General features: G+C 74.5%; 13 protein-coding genes. 9 read left to right on the top strand and 4 right to left on the bottom strand.

Annotated elements, in window-relative coordinates:
- Window positions 1-132 precede the first annotated feature (132 nt).
- From ACYVGT_RS18925 to ACYVGT_RS18915, 3 genes are all read left to right on the top strand, one after another.
- Complete coding sequence (locus ACYVGT_RS18925) at window positions 133-906, top strand: TetR/AcrR family transcriptional regulator (RefSeq protein ID WP_460860198.1); 774 nt, start codon at window positions 133-135, stop codon at window positions 904-906.
- 514 nt (window positions 907-1,420) lie between these two features.
- Window positions 1,421-2,404 (top strand): aldo/keto reductase, encoded by a 984-nt coding sequence (locus tag ACYVGT_RS18920; RefSeq protein WP_460860196.1) that lies wholly within the window; start codon window positions 1,421-1,423, stop codon window positions 2,402-2,404.
- A 490-nt stretch (window positions 2,405-2,894) separates the two neighbouring features.
- Window positions 2,895-4,685 carry a BCCT family transporter gene (locus tag ACYVGT_RS18915; RefSeq protein WP_460860194.1) on the top strand — a complete coding sequence of 597 codons (1,791 nt, stop codon included), beginning with the start codon at window positions 2,895-2,897 and terminating at the stop codon, window positions 4,683-4,685.
- Window positions 4,686-4,870: 185 nt separating this feature from the next.
- Here the strand turns inward: ACYVGT_RS18915 and ACYVGT_RS18910 are convergent, their stop codons facing one another.
- A complete protein-coding gene (locus tag ACYVGT_RS18910; protein WP_460860192.1) occupies window positions 4,871-5,482 on the bottom strand; it encodes a carboxymuconolactone decarboxylase family protein in 612 nt (203 codons plus the stop codon).
- A 220-nt stretch (window positions 5,483-5,702) separates the two neighbouring features.
- On the opposite strand from ACYVGT_RS18910, the gene ACYVGT_RS18905 reads away from it, so the two are divergent.
- From ACYVGT_RS18905 to ACYVGT_RS18895, 3 genes are all read left to right on the top strand, one after another.
- Window positions 5,703-6,923 carry a GNAT family N-acetyltransferase gene (locus tag ACYVGT_RS18905; protein WP_460860189.1) on the top strand — a complete coding sequence of 407 codons (1,221 nt, stop codon included), beginning with the start codon at window positions 5,703-5,705 and terminating at the stop codon, window positions 6,921-6,923.
- A gap of 570 nt (window positions 6,924-7,493) precedes the next feature.
- Window positions 7,494-8,021 carry a class I SAM-dependent methyltransferase gene (locus ACYVGT_RS18900; RefSeq protein ID WP_460860185.1) on the top strand — a complete coding sequence of 176 codons (528 nt, stop codon included), beginning with the start codon at window positions 7,494-7,496 and terminating at the stop codon, window positions 8,019-8,021.
- Window positions 8,022-8,172: 151 nt separating this feature from the next.
- Complete coding sequence (locus ACYVGT_RS18895) at window positions 8,173-8,760, top strand: Dps family protein (RefSeq protein WP_460860182.1); 588 nt, start codon at window positions 8,173-8,175, stop codon at window positions 8,758-8,760.
- A gap of 111 nt (window positions 8,761-8,871) precedes the next feature.
- Here the strand turns inward: ACYVGT_RS18895 and ACYVGT_RS18890 are convergent, their stop codons facing one another.
- Both ACYVGT_RS18890 and ACYVGT_RS18885 read right to left on the bottom strand, forming a co-directional pair.
- Window positions 8,872-9,324 carry a PaaI family thioesterase gene (locus ACYVGT_RS18890; RefSeq protein WP_460860180.1) on the bottom strand — a complete coding sequence of 151 codons (453 nt, stop codon included), beginning with the start codon at window positions 9,322-9,324 and terminating at the stop codon, window positions 8,872-8,874.
- 125 nt (window positions 9,325-9,449) lie between these two features.
- A complete protein-coding gene (locus tag ACYVGT_RS18885; protein ID WP_460860178.1) occupies window positions 9,450-11,540 on the bottom strand; it encodes a heavy metal translocating P-type ATPase in 2,091 nt (696 codons plus the stop codon).
- 474 nt (window positions 11,541-12,014) lie between these two features.
- Between ACYVGT_RS18885 and ACYVGT_RS18880 the strand changes: the two genes are divergently transcribed.
- Complete coding sequence (locus ACYVGT_RS18880) at window positions 12,015-12,524, top strand: hypothetical protein (RefSeq protein WP_460860177.1); 510 nt, start codon at window positions 12,015-12,017, stop codon at window positions 12,522-12,524.
- A 59-nt stretch (window positions 12,525-12,583) separates the two neighbouring features.
- Here the strand turns inward: ACYVGT_RS18880 and ACYVGT_RS18875 are convergent, their stop codons facing one another.
- Complete coding sequence (locus ACYVGT_RS18875; protein ID WP_460860175.1) at window positions 12,584-12,805, bottom strand: hypothetical protein; 222 nt, start codon at window positions 12,803-12,805, stop codon at window positions 12,584-12,586.
- A 192-nt stretch (window positions 12,806-12,997) separates the two neighbouring features.
- Here ACYVGT_RS18875 and ACYVGT_RS18870 point away from each other — a divergent pair, with 192 nt between their 5' ends.
- Window positions 12,998-16,999, top strand: coding sequence for a tetratricopeptide repeat protein (locus ACYVGT_RS18870; RefSeq protein WP_460860173.1), 4,002 nt, complete (start codon window positions 12,998-13,000; stop codon window positions 16,997-16,999).
- Window positions 17,000-17,068: 69 nt separating this feature from the next.
- Entirely contained in the window at window positions 17,069-18,196 is a 1,128-nt protein-coding gene (locus ACYVGT_RS18865) for a hypothetical protein (protein ID WP_460860170.1), read from the top strand.
- Window positions 18,197-18,777 lie beyond the last annotated feature (581 nt).

Here is an 18,777-nt window from a genome sequence, read left to right as displayed (position 1 = left end):
TCGGAGCAATATTGACGCCGGAATCAACTTCGCTACGCTGGGTGCCGGGCGGGCCTGCGGCCCGCCGACCGACGACGACCGATGGCGGGCGCGGCACCGGCCGGAGCACCGTGCGACCGGGGGTGGACGACCGTGGCAGACGACGGCACCGCGGAGCGCCTCGCGGACCCGCCCGCCACCGCTCCGGCCGGGGCGGCCGGCGCCGCCGGGGCGCCCGCGCGCCCGACGTTCCTCTCCCCCGATGCGTTCGGCACGGTGCCGACCTCGGCGAAGGGGCGCCGCACGCGGGAGCGGCTGCTGCGGGCGGCACGCACCGTGTTCGAGCGGGACGGCTTCCTCGCCGCGCGCATCGCCGACATCGCGGCCGAGGCCGAAGTCGCGCACGGGACCTTCTACACCTACTTCGACTCCAAGCCGCAGGTGTTCCGCATCATCGTCGCCGACGTCATGGCGAAGGTCTACGACACCAACGCGGGCACCGCCGCGGGCGGCACCGGGGGCGCGGAGGAGGCCGGCGGCGGCCCGCCCGCCGACCGCACCGGGGAGCTCACACCGCGCCAGCGCATCGAGCGCGGCAACCGGCGGTTCGTCCAGGTGTTCCGCGAGAACGCGGCGATGCTCGCGCAGATGGAGCAGATGATCTCGCACGACGACGAAGTGCGGGACCTGCGCCTCGTCGTCCGCCAGGTCTCGGTCGAGCGGATCCGGCGCAGCATCCTGCGGTGGAGGGCCCAGGGGCTGGTCCGCACCGACCTCGACGCGCTCGCCGCGGCCTCCGCGCTGGTCTCCATGGTCAGCAACTTCTCGCACTTCTGGATCGTGATGGGCGAGGGCGACTACGGCGAGGACCAGGCCGTGCACACCCTCACCAGCCTGTGGGCCTCCGCCCTGGAGCTGAAGGACTGAGCGTGGGGCGCACCTCAGGCGGTACCCGCCCGCCTGCTCGGCGCAGCCGCGGTCCTGCACGCGCGCCTGGACCGCGGCGTCGAGCCACTCGGCGTTCCCGGCCGGCTCCCGCTGCTCGCCGCCGCCCAGCGCTGCCGGGGCCGCGTGCGCGCCGTCGGCCCCGGCCCGGTGGGCCGCTTCCGCCGTGCCGCTATCGGCGATCGCGACGCGGTGCGCAGCGGAGTCGGACGCGATGGAGTTCCCCTCCCGTACGGCCGGCAGCAGCCCTCGGCCCGGACACCCCGGCCGCGGACGCCCTGCCGCCGACACGCTGCTCCGGCTCCGGCACGGCGGCCGCGGCAAGCGCACCCTGCCGCCATCGCCCTCCCCCGACCGCGCTCCTCCCCCGCTCGCGGGGCACGCGCCCCTTCCGGGACTGGGCGGCACGGAGCGCACGGCAGCTCCCGGGCAGGGGCGCCGATTCGGCCCGGAGTAGCGTCGGGGCCGGCGCAACGGCGAGATGGATGGAGCTGCCATGGAGTACACCCGCATCGGCGCGTCCGGGCTGCAGACCTCCAGGATCATGCTCGGCTGCATGAGCTTCGGCGAGAAGGGCCGCGGCACGCACGACTGGGTGCTGGGGATCGACGAGGCGCGCCCGATCGTGCGGCGGGCGCTGGAGGCCGGCGTCACCGCGTTCGACACCGCCAACGTGTACTCGCTGGGCGCCAGCGAGGAGATCATCGGACGGCTGCTCGGCGAGCTCGCCCGCCGCGACGACGTCGTCATCGCCACCAAGGTGCGCAACCGGATGGGCCCCGGTCCGACCGGGAGCGGCCTGTCCCGCGCGGCGGTCATCGCCCAGTGCGAGGCCAGCCTCCGGCGGCTGGGTACCGACCACATCGACCTCTACCAGATCCACCGGCACGATCCGGAGGTGCCGATCGAGGAGACGATGGCGGCGCTGCACGACCTGGTCACGGCCGGCAAGGTGCGCTACATCGGCGCCTCCTCCATGCCCGCCTGGCGGTTCGTCCAGGCCCAGTACACCGCCGACCTGCACGGCTGGACGCGGTTCGTGTCGATGCAGGACCAGTACAACCTGCTGATGCGCGAAGAGGAGCGCGAGATGCTCCCCTACTGCGCGGCCGAAGGTGTCGGCGTGCTCCCGTGGAGCCCGCTGGCCCGCGGACGGCTCACCCGCGACTGGGGCAGCGCGACCGAGCGCAGCCGCACCGACGCGTTCGGCGCCACCCTGTACGGCCAGGACGAGGGGTCCGACCGGCGCACCGCGGCCGCCGTCGCCGCGATCGCCGCCGAGCGCGGGGTGGCGCGGGCCCAGGTGGCCCTGGCCTGGCTGCTGCACAAGCCGGTGGTGACGGCGCCCATCGTCGGCGCCACGCGCGCCGCCCACCTGGAGGACGCCCTGGCAGCCGTCGGACTGGAGCTGTCCGGCGAAGAGGTCGCCCGGTTGGAAGAGCACTACACCCCGCGCGCCCCCGAAGGCTACGCTCAGTGATCCCGCATGTCCGGAGAATGGACTTGTTCACCGCTGAGTGAATCCGTGTCCCTTTCGCCCCGCAATCGACACTCCGCGCACCGATCCGTTGCGCCCTGCGCACCGCCGGCGCCGGCACCGGACGCCAGCGGGCGGATTCCGCGAGGGCCCGCTGTCCGCTCGCCGCGAACAGTGACGGGTCCATCCCGAGGAGGGCACGGTCTGGTGACCATGTGCGCCCGCGCGCGTGAACAGCCCGCCAATCGGGGATACTCAGCGGGTCCTCGGCACGTCCCACTCCGCCGCGCCCTGCACCGCGCCACGGTGACGGTGCGTGCCCGAACGCGGTCGATCGAGCAACCGCTGAACCGAGCGCTCGCCTTCGAGCCCCTATCCTGCTCCAGGTCCGCCCGACGGGGCCGGCCGCCCCCTCCCCCAAGTGGACGGCCCGCGCGGAACACCGGATCACCGACGAGTTGAAAGGAGGCGGCGCCCCGAGCGCCGCAGCACAGTGGCGGTAAACGATACGCACAACGGTTCCGGCCCGGATGCCGGCGGAAACGGGGAGGGCACCGCCGGTCTGACCCCGGAGGAGCTCGCCGAGGAGATCCTGTGGCAGCCCCCGGCGCAGACCCAGGCCGGCCTCCGCCCCCGCACCGACTGGCTGGTCTTCTCCATCGCGGGGTTCCTCGCCATCGCCTTCGTGGTGTGGGGCGCGCTGATGCCCGACACGCTCGCGAGCGTCTCCGAGCGGGCGCTGAACGGCCTGATCGCGAACGGCGGGTGGGGCTTCGTCCTCGCCGCCTCTGCCTTCGTGGTCGTCTCCCTCTGGCTGGCCTTCAGCAAGTACGGCAACATCACCCTGGGCCGGGACGGCGAGAAGCCCGAGTTCAACACGATCTCCTGGATCTCGATGCTCTTCGCCACCGGCATGGGCATCGGCCTGATGTTCTTCGGCGTGGCCGAGCCCCTCGGGCACTACGTGGTGCCTCCCCCGGGCACGGGTGAAGCCGACCCCGCGGTCGCCATGGCGACCACCCTCTTCCACTGGACCCTGCACCCGTGGGCCATCTACGCCGTGGTGGGCCTGGCCATCGCCTACGGCACCTACCGGCGCGGCCGGCGGCAGCTGATCAGCGCCGCGTTCATTCCGCTGATCGGCGAGAAGGCCGCCAACGGACCGGTGGGCAAGCTCATCGACGTGCTCGCCATCTTCGCGACCCTGTTCGGCTCGGCGACCTCGCTGGGCCTGGGCGCACTGCAGATCGCCGGCGGCTTCCGCGAGCTCGGCTGGGTGGGCACGCTCAGCATCGGGCTGCTGATCGGCATCATCGCGGCGCTCATGGTCGCGTTCGTGGCCTCGGCGGTCTCCGGCATCGAGCGCGGGATCCAGTGGCTGTCCAACATCAACATGGGCATGGCCGCGCTGATCCTGGTGTTCCTGCTGGTGGTCGGCCCGACGGTCTACATCCTCAACATGATCCCGACCTCGCTCGGGGCCTACCTGCAGGACTTCTTCGGCATGGCGGGCCGCACCGGCGCCAGCTCCGGCGAGGACGTCGACGGCTGGCTGACCGGCTGGACCGTCTTCTACTGGGCGTGGTGGATCTCCTGGACGCCGTTCGTCGGCATGTTCATCGGCAAGATCAGCCGCGGCCGCACCATCCGCCAGTTCGTCAGCGGCGTCATCCTGGTGCCGTCCGCGGTGAGCCTGATCTGGTTCGCCATCCTCGGCGGCACCGCGCTGAACCTGCAGGAGGCGGGCACCAACGTCTACGGCGACGGCAACGAGGAGAGCATGCTCTACGGGCTGCTCGCCGAGTTCCCGCTGGCCACGTTCGTCAGCGTGGTCGTGGCGATCCTGGTGGCGATCTTCTTCATCACCGGTGCGGACTCCGCGTCGATCGTGATGGGCACGCTCTCCCAGCGCGGTGCGAACGAGCCCAACCGGCTCATCACCGTGTTCTGGGGCGTCCTCATGGCGGCGGTGGCGGCGATCATGCTGTCCGCCTCCGGCGGTGATTCGACCGCCTTGGACGGCCTGCAACGGCTGACCATCCTGGTCGCGGCGCCGTGGACCATCGTCATGCTCATCATGGCCGCAGCGCTGATCAAGGATCTGCGCCGCGACCCGCTGGTGCTGCGCTCGGCGGTGGCGGACGAAGTGGTGAGCGCGGCCGTGGTGACCGGTGCCCGCGAGCACCACGGCGAGTTCGAGATCGTCACGAGCCCGCTCAACGGCGACAGCACGGAAAGCTCGACCGCGGACGCGGACGAGACGAAGGCGGACCCGCCGAAGTAGGCGGACCGGCTTGCAGCGGCGGCGGTCTCCGCCGCCGCACCGCACGCAGGGCGGCACCGGCAGAGCGCCGGGCCGCCCTGCGGCGTCTCCGGGGCCGGCGCGGACGGCCGCGCGCCCCGCCCGCCGCGGCTCCGGACGCCCGCGCGGTCCCGGCACACAGCTCCGCCGCCGGCACACGCCGCCGGTCAGCCGCCTGCAGCACCTTCTCCGCCGGCCCCGTGCTCCGCACCGGGCGCACCGACGCCGAAGACGTTCATCATCTGGGCGAGCGTGCGATAGTAGCCGACCAGCACGGTCAGCTCCAGCAGGGTGCCGGCGCCGAGGGCGCCCTCGACCGCGGCGTAGCGGCCGGAGTCCCACGGCCCAGGGTCCGCCATCAGCGCACGGCAGGCGGTGTGTACCGCCTGCTCCACCGGGTCGGGCGAGGTGAAGGCGGCGCTGCGCAGCGCGGAGAGCTCGCCGCCGGTGAGCCCCGCCGCAGCACCGACGCGCTCGTGGGCGTGCCGCTCGAAGGCGCTGTCGGCGGCCGCGGCGACGGTGAGGATCGCGATCTCCCGGGCCCGGGCGCTGAGCCCGGTGCGGTACCGGATGGCGGCGCCGAGCTCCTGGAGGGGCGCGCCGAGCTCCGGTGCGTGCAGCATCAGGCCGAACGGGCCGTTCAGTGCACCGTCGGGGCCTTCCAGCGCGAAGTGCCGCGGCCCCGCCGCGCGCGGACCGCCGGTGATGGCAGCGCGCAGCGCGCGCTGGGAGGCGTCCAGCTCCTCGGGGGCCAGGCGCGGCAGGCGTTCGGCGTCCATCGGTGTGCTCCCTCCGCTGCGGCTGCCCGGCCGCATCCGCGCCCATCCTGCCGGACCCGCCGGCGGGCGAGAGCCGCGCCCCGCCGCGTCCGCTCCGCACGGGCGGGCCGCAGAGCGGGCGCGGCGGGCGGTCCGCGGCAGACCGGGCGGGTTCCGGGACCGCCGCGCCACTCGGAAAATGGGCGTGCGCTGCGCAGAGGCAGCGGCTAGCGTTCCCGCCATGGATCTGCGCGCGACCCCGGAGATCGGCGGTGTGGGGCCCGACACCCTCGACGAGGCACTGGACCTTGCCCTGCTGGTGTTCCACGAGACGCCGGACGCCGCACTGCGCGCCCGCATGCGCGAGGCGCTCGCCTCGGCCGAACGCGTGGGCGCCTACGACGGCGGCACGCTCGTCGGCCTCGCGGCAGCGTTCCCGTTCGCCTTCTCCGTACCGGGCGCGGACCTCCCCGGGCCTGCGGTCTCGTTCGTCGCCGTCGCGCCCACGCACCGGCGGCGCGGCGTGCTGTCCGGCATGCTGCGCGCGCTGCTGTTCGAGAATGCCGGGCCCGCGGCGCCGGTCGCGTGGCTGTGGGCCTCGGAAGCGGCGATCTACGGGCGGTTCGGCTTCGGCGCCGCCTCGCACGCCCACACGGTGGAGATCGACGCGCGCACCCCGCTCCGGCTGCGCACCGAGCCGGACCCGCGCCCGCTCCGGCTCGTGCCGGCCGGTGAGGTCCTGAACACCGTGGGCGCGGTGTACGAGCGCTCGCGCGCACGCCGGGCCGGGCGGTTCTCCCGCTCGGCGCAGTGGTGGGAGCGGGAGGTCCTCAACCCGGTCGACGCCGGCCAGCCCGGCGCGGGGCCGCCGCTGACCGTGGTGCAGGGCGATCCGGCCGAGGGCTATGCGGTCTACCGCACGCGGCGTACCGGCGGGCAGGGCGCGGTGCTGGTCGACGAGCTGGAGGCGGAGACCCCGGCGGTCGCCGCGGCCCTGTGGTCCTACCTCGCCTCGATCGACCTGGCGTCCACGGTGCGCGCGCAGAACCGTCCCGGCGACGACGTGCTGCTGGCCGCCGCTGCCGACCGCGACCAGGTGCGCGTCACCGGTGTGGAGCCCGCGCTGTGGGCGCGGCTGCTGGACGTGCGCGCGGCGATGGAGGCGCGGTCCTGGGCGGCGCCGGTCGATCTGGTGCTGGACGTGGCCGACGCGCAGGTGCCGGCGAACGCGGGCCGGTTCCGGCTGTCCGCGGGCCCCGGGGGCTGCTCCTGCACCCCGGCCCGGGACCGCGCCGACCTCGCTGTCGACGTACGCGACCTCGCCGCCGCCTACACCGGCGGAGCCGACCCGGTGCACCTTGCAGCAGCCGGCGTGCTCGCCGAGCACACGCCCGGGGCGGCGGCCGCGCTCTCCGCGGCGCTGCGCACCCCGTTCCGGCCGCACGCCGCCGACGACTTCTGAGCCGGCCGCGCCCTGCCCAGCGGGTCCGGAGGGCGGCGGAGCTCCGCGGGGGGCTGAGCCGTGCCGACCGGCGGTGTGCCGCCCTCGGTGGCGGGCCGCCCCGGCGCGGCGTCCGGCTGCGGCGCACCCTTGAGGTGGCAGCCGTCTCCCCCGGGCCGATTGGTGCTGTGCCGCGGATCCGGCCGTGCCGGCCCCCGGAGCGTTCGACGCCCGGTTCCGCGCGCAGGCCGACAGCGCACTCCTGGCGGGCATCTGGGCCGAGCCGCGGGGTGCGGGCTATCCGCGCGAAGCCGCCCCGTTCAGCGCCTGCACCTGGCCGGTGCTCGGCGCCGCGGCGGCCTCGCTCCGGCCGCCGCACGGCGGTGTGCTCGTCGACATGGGGTGCGGGCTAGGGCGTGTGTGGTGGGCAACTGCCCTGCTGCGCGGCGCCCTGGCACGCCCCTCGCGGCGTTCTCCTCAATCGACAGGGAAAAAACCCGCCCTGACTCCTTCGTCGGCCTTGCGACGGGTGCACCAGGACACCGCTCGCGACGAACGCCACCCACCCCACACGCCCTCTGCGGCCCAGGCATGTGGCTCGCCCGCGCCACCGCCACCCGCCTGATCGGCGTCGACTTCTCGGCCGTCGCGGTGGAGACCGCGCGCAGCCGGTCCGGCGCGCGGCTGCCGGCCGACCGGGTCGACCTGCGCGTCGGCACGCTGGAGGACACCGGCCTGCCCGGCGCGTGCGCCGACGCCGCCGTCTCCCTGGACGCCCTTCCGCTGGCGCCGGACCCCGAGGCGGCGGCCGCCGAGGCCGCCCGGCTGCTGCGCCCCGGCGGCCGGCTGGCTTTCACTGCCGCGGCGCCGGCCGAGGGCGCCTGTCCCTGGACCGGCCTGCTGCGCGCGGCCGGGCTGCATCCCGGGCCGGGGGTGGAGCTGCCCGGCCTGTCCGACGGGTGGCGGCGGCTGTATGCGGCGTTCCGCGAGCATGCCGACGCGCTGCGGGCCGACCTGGGAGCTACCGCCGCCGACACGCTGCTGGCCGAGGCTGACACAGTCGGCCCGATGCTGGACAGCGTGCGCTGGCGGCTGGTCGAGGCGGGCGCGCCTCGCTGACGCTCCTCGTCCGGACCCCGATGTGCGGGTGCTCCGGGGCGGTGGGCGAAGTCTTGCCGGTCCATGAGCGCCAGTTGGAGGGCTGATTACGCGCGGTGGCGAAGACTGGCTGATCGAACGTGTTCCTGCTCGGCAGAGAAGGGGAGCCAACGTGGCCACCACGCAGAAGCAGACGCCCAAGCCCCGGAGCAGCCAGCCCTGGCTGCACCAGGAGGGTGTGGAGGTCCAGGAGTTCGGCACGGTCCGGCAGTTCCCGGTGGCGCTGTCCTACGACGCGCGGATGTACTCCTGCGAGCGGCTGAACCAGGTCCTCGCCGACACCCGCATCATGCAGAGCCTGTACAAGAAGTGCCACTGGAACATGCGCGGGCCGACCTTCTACCAGCTCCACTTGCTGATGGACAAGCACAACGACGAGCAGCTCGCGCTGATCGACACGATGGCCGAGCGGGTGCAGTCCCTCGGCGGCATCGCGGTCGGCGATCCGCGGCACGTCGCGGAGCTCACCAACGTGCCTCGGCCGCCGAACGGCGCCGAGGAGGTCCCGGCGATGCTCTCCCGCCTGCTGGAGGCGCACGAGATCATCCTGACCGAGGCGCATGACGCCGCGGCGCGCACCCAGGAGATGGGCGACGACGGCACCAACGACGTGCTGGTCTCCGAAGTGATCCGCACCAACGAGCTGCAGACGTGGTTCGTCGCCGAGCACCTGGTGGACACGCCGCTCGTGCACGTGTGATGCCGCTCTGCCCGCCCGGTCCGCACAGCGGCGGCCGAGCTGCGCGGCCGGGCCCGGACGGGCCCGGCCGCCGGCGTCTGCCGGGGCCGGCGCGGCCCCGGCGGGCGGGCCTCAGTCCCCGGTACCGGCGCGCTGCGGAGCACCGGCAGTGGGGACGACGGCGGTGCCCTGGGCGACGGCGCACAGCTGCGGTTCCGCGCCGTCGAGGACGAGCAGGTCGCAGCGGCAGGTCGCGCGGCTGCGGCCCGACCCGGCGACGGAGGCCCGCGCGTACAGCCGGCCGCCGCGGACGGGCCGGAGGTAGTCGATGGCCATGCCGAGGGTCAGCAGCTCGGGGCCGAGGACGGTGCCCGCGGCGAAGGTGATCGCGTTGTCGGCCGCATACGCGAGCACGCCGCCGTGCAGGAATCCGTGCTGCTGGCGCAGCGCGTCGCGGACGTCGATGACCAGGGTGGCCCGGCCGCCGCCGAACTCCTCCAGTTCGGCGCCGACCAGGGAGCTGAACGGCTGCGCCGCCAGCACGCGGCGCGCGTCCTCCACCGTGATCGCGGTTCGGGTGTCCATAGTCCTCCGTCTCGCGCGGTCGGCAACCGAGCATGATGCGCCGCCGCACTCCGGTCAAGGGATCCCCGCCCCCGGCCCGCAGCGCCCGAGCCGCGCCCCGGACGGCGCGGGCGCTGCGCTCCGGATCAGTGCTCCAGGACGTCGTCGGCGCTGCGCTCCGGCCGCAGGTCGAGGCGGCGCAGGAGCTGGGCGTTGAGCGCGACGATCACCGTGGAGAGCGACATCAGTACGGCGCCGACCGACATCGGCAGCACGAACCCGACCGGGGCGAGCACGCCGGCGGCCAGCGGCACGGAGACCAGGTTGTAGCCCGCGGCCCACCACAGGTTCTGCTTCATCTTGCGGTAGGCCGCGCGGGACAGCGCGATCACCGAGAGCACCGACCGCGGGTCGTCGCTGGCCAGGATCACGCCGGCGGAGGCGATGGCGACGTCGGTGCCGGCGCCGATCGCGATGCCGACGTCGGCCTGGGCCAGGGCCGGGGCGTCGTTCACGCCGTCCCCGACCATCGCGACGCGGCGCCCTTCGCCCTGGACCTCGCGCACTGTCGCCGCCTTGTCCTCCGGCCGCACGCCCGCGAAGTAGCGGTCGATGCCGGTCTCGCGCGCGACCGAGCGGGCCACCGCTTCGGCGTCGCCGGTGATCATGACGGTCTGCACGCCGAGCCGGTTCAGCGCCTCGACCGCGCGGCGCGACTCCGGACGCACCGCGTCGGCCAGCTTGAGCCCGCCCGCGACGGCGCCGTCCACCAGCACGTGCAGGACGATAGCGCCCTCCAAGCGCCACTCCTCCGCCGCGCCCGCCTCGCCGGACTCCGCGCCGGCCTCGGCCAGCATCCGCGGACCGCCGACGCGCACCGCGCGCCCCTCCACGGTCGCGGACACGCCGACCGCGGGCGCCGAGCGGAAGTCGGCCGCCTCCGGGATGTCCAGGCCGCGCTCGCGGGCCGCGGCCACGACGGCCGCCGCGAGCGGGTGCTCACTGCCGGCTTCGGCGGCCGCCGCGAGCCGCAGCACGGTGCCGGCGTCGTAGCCTGCGGCGGGCTCCACGCCGGTGACGGCGGGCTCGCCGCGGGTCAGGGTGCCGGTCTTGTCGAACAGGACGGTGTCGACCGTGCGCATGCTCTCCAGGGCGAGCCGGTCCTTCACTAGAACACCGCCGCGGGCCGCGCGCTCGGTGGCGATGGAGACCACCAGCGGGATGGCGAGGCCGAGGGCGTGCGGGCAGGCGATGACGAGGACGGTGATCGCGCGGACCACAGCGTCGTCGGGCAGGCCCAGCAGCGTCCAGGCGAGCGCGGTCACGACCGCCGCGCCGAGTGCGAACCAGAACAGCCAGGCGGCGGCGGTGTCGGCGATGCGCTGGGCGCGCGAGGTGGAGTTCTGGGCGTCGGTGACGAGCCGCTGGATACCGGCCAGCGCGGTGTCGTCGCCGGTGGCGGTGACCTCGACGCGCAGGCCGGAGTCGGTGGCGACGGTGCCGGCGGTGACCCGGTCGCCGACGCCGCGGCCGACGGGGCGGGACTCGCCGGTCACCATGGACTCGTCCATCGCCGCGTGCCCGTCGGTCACCTGGCCGTCGGCGGGGACGCTGCCGCCGGGGCGCACCAGGACGGTGTCGCCGACCCGCAGGTCGGCCGGCGCGACGGCGGTGACTGCGCCGTCCTCGATCCGCTCGGCCGTGTCGGGCAGCAGCGCGGCCAGGGAGTCGAGCGCCGAGGTCGTCTGGGCCAGCGAGCGCATCTCGATCCAGTGGCCCAGCAGCATGATGACGATCAGGAGCGCGAGCTCCCACCAGAAGTCGAGCTGGTGGTCGAGGAGGCCGAGCGCGGCGCCCCACGACGCGAAGAACGCGACGGTGATGGCGAGCCCGATGAGCAGCATCATGCCCGGCCTGCGGGACCGGACCTCGCTGACCGCGCCGGTGAGGAACGGCCACCCGCCCCACACGTACATCACGGTGCCCAGTACCGGGGACACCCAGCCGATTCCGGGGAGGTCCGGGAGCCGGTAGCCGACGATCATCGCGAACATGTCCGACAGCAGCACCACGGGCACCGCCAGCACCAGCATCACCCAGAACAGCCGGCGGAACTGCCCCACGTGGTCCCCGTGCCCGCCGTGGCCCGAGTGTCCTCCCCCGTGTCCGGCGTGCTCGGCACTGCCAGCCGGCTCCTGGTGGCCTTCATGGCTGTGCGGTCCGGCGTGTGCGTTCATAGCGGCATTCTCCGAGCCTGGTTCGACGACAGCGTCCGCGACGCGCCCACCGGCCCGCCGCACCCCGGAGCCGACATACCCCCCGGGGGCATCTCCCTTTATACCCTTGGGGGGTATGTCTGTCCAGTGGCGCCCCCCTGAAGACCGAAGGCGCAAAGGCACCACGCACACAGGACGGAGGTCGTCCGCACTGCACACCGAACCGAGGGCGGGCGGCCCGATGCGGCCACGCCCTCCCTTCCCTTCAGCCGGCCAAGGAGAATCCTGAAGTGACCGAGGAGGTCAGAATTGGCCGATAAGCGCAACTACACGACAGGAACTAGGGCCGCCCTCACATCCTTGAGCCGAGGATCCTGCTATTGGCCAGACTGCGGGGAACCGGTCATTCGATTCGTGGAAGGAAACCCGGAGAGCAACCTTCAAGTGGCCCATATCCACGCACTTGAACGAGGAGGACCTCGCTATCGCGAGGGCATGAGCGATGAAGCAAGGAACTCGTTCGGAAACCTAATCCTCCTGTGCCACGCACACCACAATGTGGTCGACAAACGGGCACCAGAAAAGTTCCCTCCAGAAACTCTCTACCAGTGGAAATCAACGAGAGAGGCCGATGGGCAGTCCGCTCTCTCGGGGCTAAGAAATATCACAGAAGACCGTCTCCAAGAACTCATCGCCACTGCCCTAGAACAGCAGACCAAAAAGGTCGAGGGCGCCATCGACAAGCTGGAATCCGTGGATCTCGAAGCAGCAGGGCAACTCCGCGAGATGATGGAGGAACTCGAAACTCTCCGGAGATCCACAATTCTCAATCCCGAGTCCGTCGAAACCCTCTACCTCGCCAGCCGAGAATTGCGGGGACGGCTCGACGAAGATGTCGTGGGGAGGCTGTACGGCGCCGCCGTGATATTGAGCGATCTGCCGTCGCTGGCGGAGCACCTGGAATCCGTCGCCAGAAGGCTGGAGCGCCTGAGCGGCAACTGGTAAAGCCGCAGCAGAGCGGCGGGCCGCGCCGTGGCTCGGCGGCGCGGCCCGGCGGGCGGGCCCTACTTCACTCCGGTTGCGGTGAAGACTTCGACGGGGGTGCCGTCGGTGTCGGCGCGGTGGCCGGAGGCGGAGAACTCGTAGGTGGCGTCGCCCCGCTTGTAGCGGTAGCCGTCCTTGGGGTCGGCGACCTCGGTGAGGGTTCCGTCGAGGTCGCGGATGGGGGCGAACTCCGGCTGGTCGGGGACTGCGAGGCGGATGCGCTTCATGTCGGGCTGGAACACGTCGTCGGTCTCCTCGTCTGCACGGCCGGCCCGCGCGGTGGTGCGGCACCGTCGCCCGGAATTCTCCCCGATCCGGGCGTAGCGAGAACGTGAAGGCGCCACGGAACCGAACGGGCGCCCCAACCGTCATCGAGTGCGGAACCCCGCACTGCCAGGGCTGCCCAGCCCCCGACCCCCGCCCGGAGCGCCCCCGTGCCAACTGAGTCCCTGACCCCGCTTGAGCAGCACGAGCTCCTGCAGTCGGTCTGCGCGGCCCTGGCCGACATGGCCGACGCCGAGACCGCGCACCGGGAGGAGGAGTGGAGCGAGCTCCGCATGCGGGTGGCCTCCCTCGCCACGCAGAGCGAGTACGCCATCGAGCTGGACTGCACCCGCGCCACCCGCCGCCCGGGCACCCCGCCGGCGCTGTACCGGCTGGTGGCGCAGCTGCGCAAGGGGATGTACCGGGAGGGCGCCGGAACCTGGTTCACGCTGGCGCTGCGCATCGGCGCCGACCGGGCGTTCACGGTCTCCTACGACTACGACGGCGAACCCGCGATCCGGGTGCTGAAGCGCGAGCAGACCCTGCGGCAGGAGCGCGAGATGTACCCGCGCGAGGCCGCAGCGCTGCCCGCGTGGCTCGCCGCTCCCCCGGCCGCCGGAGAAGGCGGCGCCGGCGGCGCTCCCGCGGCCGAGCTCCCCCCGTCGTCTCCGGTCGCGGCAGCATGGCAGCTGCTCTGCCTTACCCAGGAGGGGTATCGCGTCCAGTCCTCGCCCAGCGGCGACATCGCCACCGCCGGCGCCCTCTTCGAGGAGGCCGCCCGGGCCGGCGACCCGGCGGCCCTCTACGGCCTGGGCCGCTCCCTGCGGGGGTCGCCGCTGCACGAGGACGCCGACCTCTGCTTCGCCGCTGTCGACGTGCGCACCGACCCGCGCCCCACCGCCGACCTCGCCTCCCGCCGCCTGCACGCCAAGCGCTACGCCGAGGCCGCGGAGCTGTACCGGAAGGCGCGGGTGGACGGCGGCCTCCGGCTGCAGTCGGCGGCAGCCGGCGAGGCGGCGGCACTCAGCGAACTGGGCTGGTTCCCCCGGGCTGCGGGCCTGCTGCCCGCACTGGCCGAGAGCGGCGACGTGCGGGCGCTCACCCGGCTGGCCGCGCTCTTCCTGAAGGGCAAGTGGCACACCGAGGCGAAGCAGGCGCTGCGCGCCGCCACCGCGGCCTTCCCCGCCGGGCGCCGCCGCGGCGAGCTCAGTAGCAGCGATGCCGCGGAACTCGCCGATGTGCTCGTGGAGTACAAGGAGTTCGACCAGGCCAGCGAGGAGCTGCTCGACCCGCTCGTGCGCGCCGGCACGCCCAGCGCCCTCGCCGCGCTGGGGCGGCTCTACGTCTACCAGGAGCGCACCACCGAGGCCGAGGACGTCCTGCACCGGGCGTTCCGGACCGGGCACGCCGAGGCCGCGCTGCGGCTGGGAAAGCTGCTGCGCCGGCAGCAGCGGTTCACCGAATCGGAGGAGCCGCTGCGGCTGGCGCACGACCGCGGGGTCGACGGCGCCGCCAACCGCCTGGCCGCGACGCTGTTCGAACTCGGGCAGTTCGACGAGGCGGCCGCCCTGTGGCAGGGGCTCGCCGACGGCGGCGACACGGACGCGGCCAACGGGGTCGGCCGCTGCCGGTTCGCCCAGGGCCGCTTCGACGAGGCCGAGGAGTGGTTTCGCGCGGCGGTCGACGCCGGGGCCGACTACGCCGTGCGCAACGTCGGGCTGGCGCTGCGGGAGCAGGACCGCCCCGGCGAGGCGGAGGAGTGGTTCCGCCGCGCGGCCGAGGAGCACGGCAGCGACGAGGCCCGCAGCGACCTCGGCGACCTGCTCACCGAAGCCGGCCGCGCCGACGAGGCGATCGCGGCCTACCGTCCCCTCGCCGATGCGGGCAGTGCCTACGGCACCAACGAGATCGGGCGCCACCACCTGCGCCGGAAGGACTATGCCGAGGCGGAGTCGTGGTTCCGCTCCGCTGAGGAGCGCGGATCCGTACACGGCGCCTACAATCTCGGGCTCGCCCTGAAGGGCCAGGACCGGGCCGCCGAGGCCGAGGAGAGCTTCCGCCGCGCCGTCCGCGAGCACGACTATGCCGACGCGCGGCACGCGCTCGACGGGATCTATGCGGCCAGCGGCCGCTATGACGACGCCATCGCCGTCCTCCGACCGCTCGCCGACGCGGGCGACGCGCGGGCCCTCAACAGCCTCGGCTGCCGGCTCCGCGCCCAGAAGGGCGACAGCGAGGCTGAGCAGGCGTTCCGGGCAGCGGCGGAGGCCGGTTCGGCCGACGGCGCCTACAACCTCGGGCTGGTCCTGCTGGAGCAGGACCGGACAGCCGAGGCCGAGGAGAGCTTCCGCCGCGCCGCCGACGAGCACGGCAGCGCCGATGCCCGCCGCAACCTCGCCGACCTCCTCATCAGCGGCGAGCGCCATGACGACGCCATCGCCGCGCTCCGGCCGCTCGCCGAGGACGGAGACCGGTGGGCCACCACCGAGATCGGCCGGTGCCACATGCGCAGGGACTCCCCGGCCGATGCCGTCCCGTGGTTCCGCGCGGCGTTCGAAGCCGGATCCGTCGACGGCGCCTACAACCTCGGGGTGACGCACGAGAAGCTGGACCAGCCCGGCGAAGCCGAAACGTGGTACCGCCGCGCCATCGACGACCACGACTACACCGAGGCGCGCCACCTGCTCTCCCGCCTCCTCGGCCGGGAAGGGCGCCGGGACGAGGCGGTGGACGTGCTGCGCCCGCTGGCGGACGCCGGCGACGCGGACGCCGCGAACACGATCGGGTGCCACCTCTTCGAGCAGCAGCGCTACGCCGAGGCCGAGGCGGACTTCCGCGCCGCAGCTGCGGCCGGCTCCGACGAGGCCGTGCGCAATATCGGCGTGGTGCTGCGGGAGCAGGGCCGCCCCGGCGAGGCCGAGGAGTGGTTCCGCCGCGCCGTCGAGGCCGGCGGCGGTCCCGGCGTCCGCTGGAACCTGTCCGGCGTTCTCGCCCGGGCGGGGCGCACCGCAGAGGCCGCGGCTGCGCTGCAGCCCCTCGCCGACGAGGGCGACGGCGAGGCGGCCAACCGGATCGGCGTCCTGCACTTCGAGGCCGGGCGGACCGCGGAGGCCGAGGCCGCCTTCCGGGCCGCGGCCGGCGCCGGCTTCGACGAGGCCCTGCGCAATGTCGGGCAGGCGCTGCGCCGGCTCGGCCGCGCGGGCGAAGCCGAGGAGTGGTTCCGCAGCGCCGCGGCGAAGGGCGATACCCGCGCCCGCTGCAACCTCGTCGAGGTGCTCCGCGATGCCGGCCGCACCGGTGAGGCCGAAGAGGAGGCGCGCACCGCAGCCGAGGCCGGTTCGGAGAACGGCCTGCGCCTCCTCGCCGCCGTTCTCACCGCGGACGGCCGCGCTGCAGCGGCCGAGCAGTGCCTGCGCGATGCCGCGGAGCAGGACGGTCCGCACGCCATGTTCCTGCTCGGCCAGATGCTGGCGGAGCAGCAGCGCACGGACGAGAGCACCGAGTGGTTCGACCGCGCCGCACACCGCGGCCACGCCGACGCGATGAACGAGTACGCCCGGGCGCTGGATTCCCGCGGTGACCGGGAGGAGTCCGACCGCTGGGTGCGGCGCGCGGCCAACGGCGGCAGCCTCGCGGGCGCCGTCAACCTGGCGCGGGCGCTGCAGGCCGGCGGGGACCGCGCCGCGGCGCTGGACTGGATGGAGAAGGCGGCCGAGGGCGGTTTCGAGGGAGCGGTGGACGCCCTGGTCCGGATGCTCTCCGAGCCCGTCGACGACCGCGGACGGCTCGCCCGGTGGCGCGGCGAGCAGCACCGGGCGCTGCGCGAGGCCGCCGAGCAGGGCGACGCGAGGGCAGCGCTGCGACTCGGCCGCGAGGCGCTGGCCGGGCAGGACCGCGCCGAGGCCGCCGAGCTGTTCGGGATCGCCGCGCAGGCCGGCGACCCGGATGCCGCGTTCGCCCTGGCCGAGCTGCTGGCCGGGGACGGCCGCCTGCAGGAGGCCATCAACCACTACGACGCGGCCGCCCGGCAGGACCACGCGGGCGCCGCGCAGGCGCTGGTCCGCACCGCAGAGCAGCTCGGCGAGCACGCCACCGCCCAGGCGTGGCGCGCCCACGTGCAGCGCATCCTCGCCGCGTCCGACCGGCAGCCGGGCCGGCCCGGTCCGGGCTGACCCCCTCCCGCCCCGGGCCGCACCGCCCTCGCGGGCGCGCCCCAACCGACCGCAGGAAAGGCTCCCGCAGTGACCGACACCTTCCTCACCCCGCCCGAGCTCGGCCGGCTGGCGCGGCTGCTCGACTCCGCCGACACGGGCCGATGGCGCGAGGAGGAGCTCCGCTCGCTGGTGCGGGCGCTCGGCTGGACGTGGGGCGAGGACGGCGAGGACGGCGCCGTGGCCCTGCAGACCGGCGCGCCCGCGCCCGCGGCCGGCCCCGTTCCGGCCCCGGCCGCGGGCAGCCCGCTGCTCCTGCCGCTGTCGCGGGTGCCCCGCGGGGAGAAGAGCGGCGGCTACTTCTCGCTGCACGTCCCGGTCGCGGTGTTCCGCGGCGACGGCGCTGACCGCTTCGCGGCTGCGGCGCGCACGGTCACCGAGGCGCTGGACCGGCCGCCGTCGGTGTTCGGCGGCGGCAGCGACTGGGCCGACGCGCTCTGCTGCGCCGGCGAGTACGCCCCCTATTTCGTGCGCTGGCGGCGGCCCGGGTCCAGCCTGACGCTGCGCCCCGTCTGCGGCGGCCTGGAACTCGTCCTGCACGAGACCGACTGGACCGAGGGGCACTTCACCTGGGCGACCGAGAACGGGATGCCGGAGGGGTTCCTCGGCGACGCGCTCGTGGAGGAGAACATCGGCCAGTACACGCCGGGCGGGCGCATCCCCGACTCCGACTGGGACGAGTGGGAGCGCTCCGCGGGTGCGCTGCTGGAGTCGGTGGCGGCTGCGGCGCCGGCCCTCGGCCACGACTTCCAGCTCGGAATGTACGGCCGCCTGCCCCGGGACAGCCCGATGCTGTTCAGCATCATGGCGGGCCGCCGGTTCGAGATGGCGATCTTCCCCTATGCGGCCGAGCGCGCCGAGCTGGAGGCCGCCGGGGTGGGCGGCCTGGGGTGGGTCAGCGCGGCGGAGGAGCCCGCGGAGCTGGAGCACGACCCCGAGGACCCGGTCCCCTTCCACACCCGCGCCGTCGACGCCGCCGACGTCGACGGCCGCGCCATGGCCCGGCTGCTCGGGGCGAGCGCGCGGGCGCTCGGGGTCACCGGACCGGACGGCCTCATGCCGCTCGACGGCTCCGACGACCCCGTCCTGGTCTTCTCCGGCCGCAGCCTCCGGTACCGGCTGCGCCTGTACGGCATGCCGCTGTCCCCGACCCCGTGACCGGCGGTGCGGGCGGTGGGCGGACGGCGCCCGCGCCCCGCAGCCGGATTCAGCTGAGGAGCAGGCCGCCGGCCGGGAGATAGAAGCCCGGAGCGATCGACCGCCGTAGAAGGCCGGCCTCGCGCCGAGGAGCGGCCTGTTCATCGCCGTATCGCGGCGAGCAGGGCGGCCGCGCAGGCCGGGAACACGGCCGCCGGGGTCGGCGACGCGCGCGGCGGCACGCGCGGTACGCCGGCAGCGCCGATCAGAACCGCACCGGCGGTGACACCGGGGACCGGCAGCACCGTTCCGGCCGGAGTGAGGGGCAGCCGCGCCGTCCCCGCGAGCAGCTCGGCGAAGGAGGCACCGGGCAGTCAGGGCAGCACCGGCACGAGCAGGACGCCGGCGAGGCGCCGGGGCGGTGGCGGAGGGCATCGGCCATCGGGGCGCCCCGGGGAACGGCTGGGCCGTGCGCGGCTCCCGGCCCCGCCGCCGCGCGGCCCGCCCCGCACGCGTCCCGGCCGGCGCGGGGCCGCAGCGGGTCTCCGGATCGGATCGGGGACCGGCGGCGCCCGGCCCGGAACGCACCGGCGGCCCTGCCG

This window comes from Nocardiopsis coralliicola (assembly GCF_054779695.1).
This window is presented reverse-complemented; position numbering and strand designations above follow the sequence as displayed.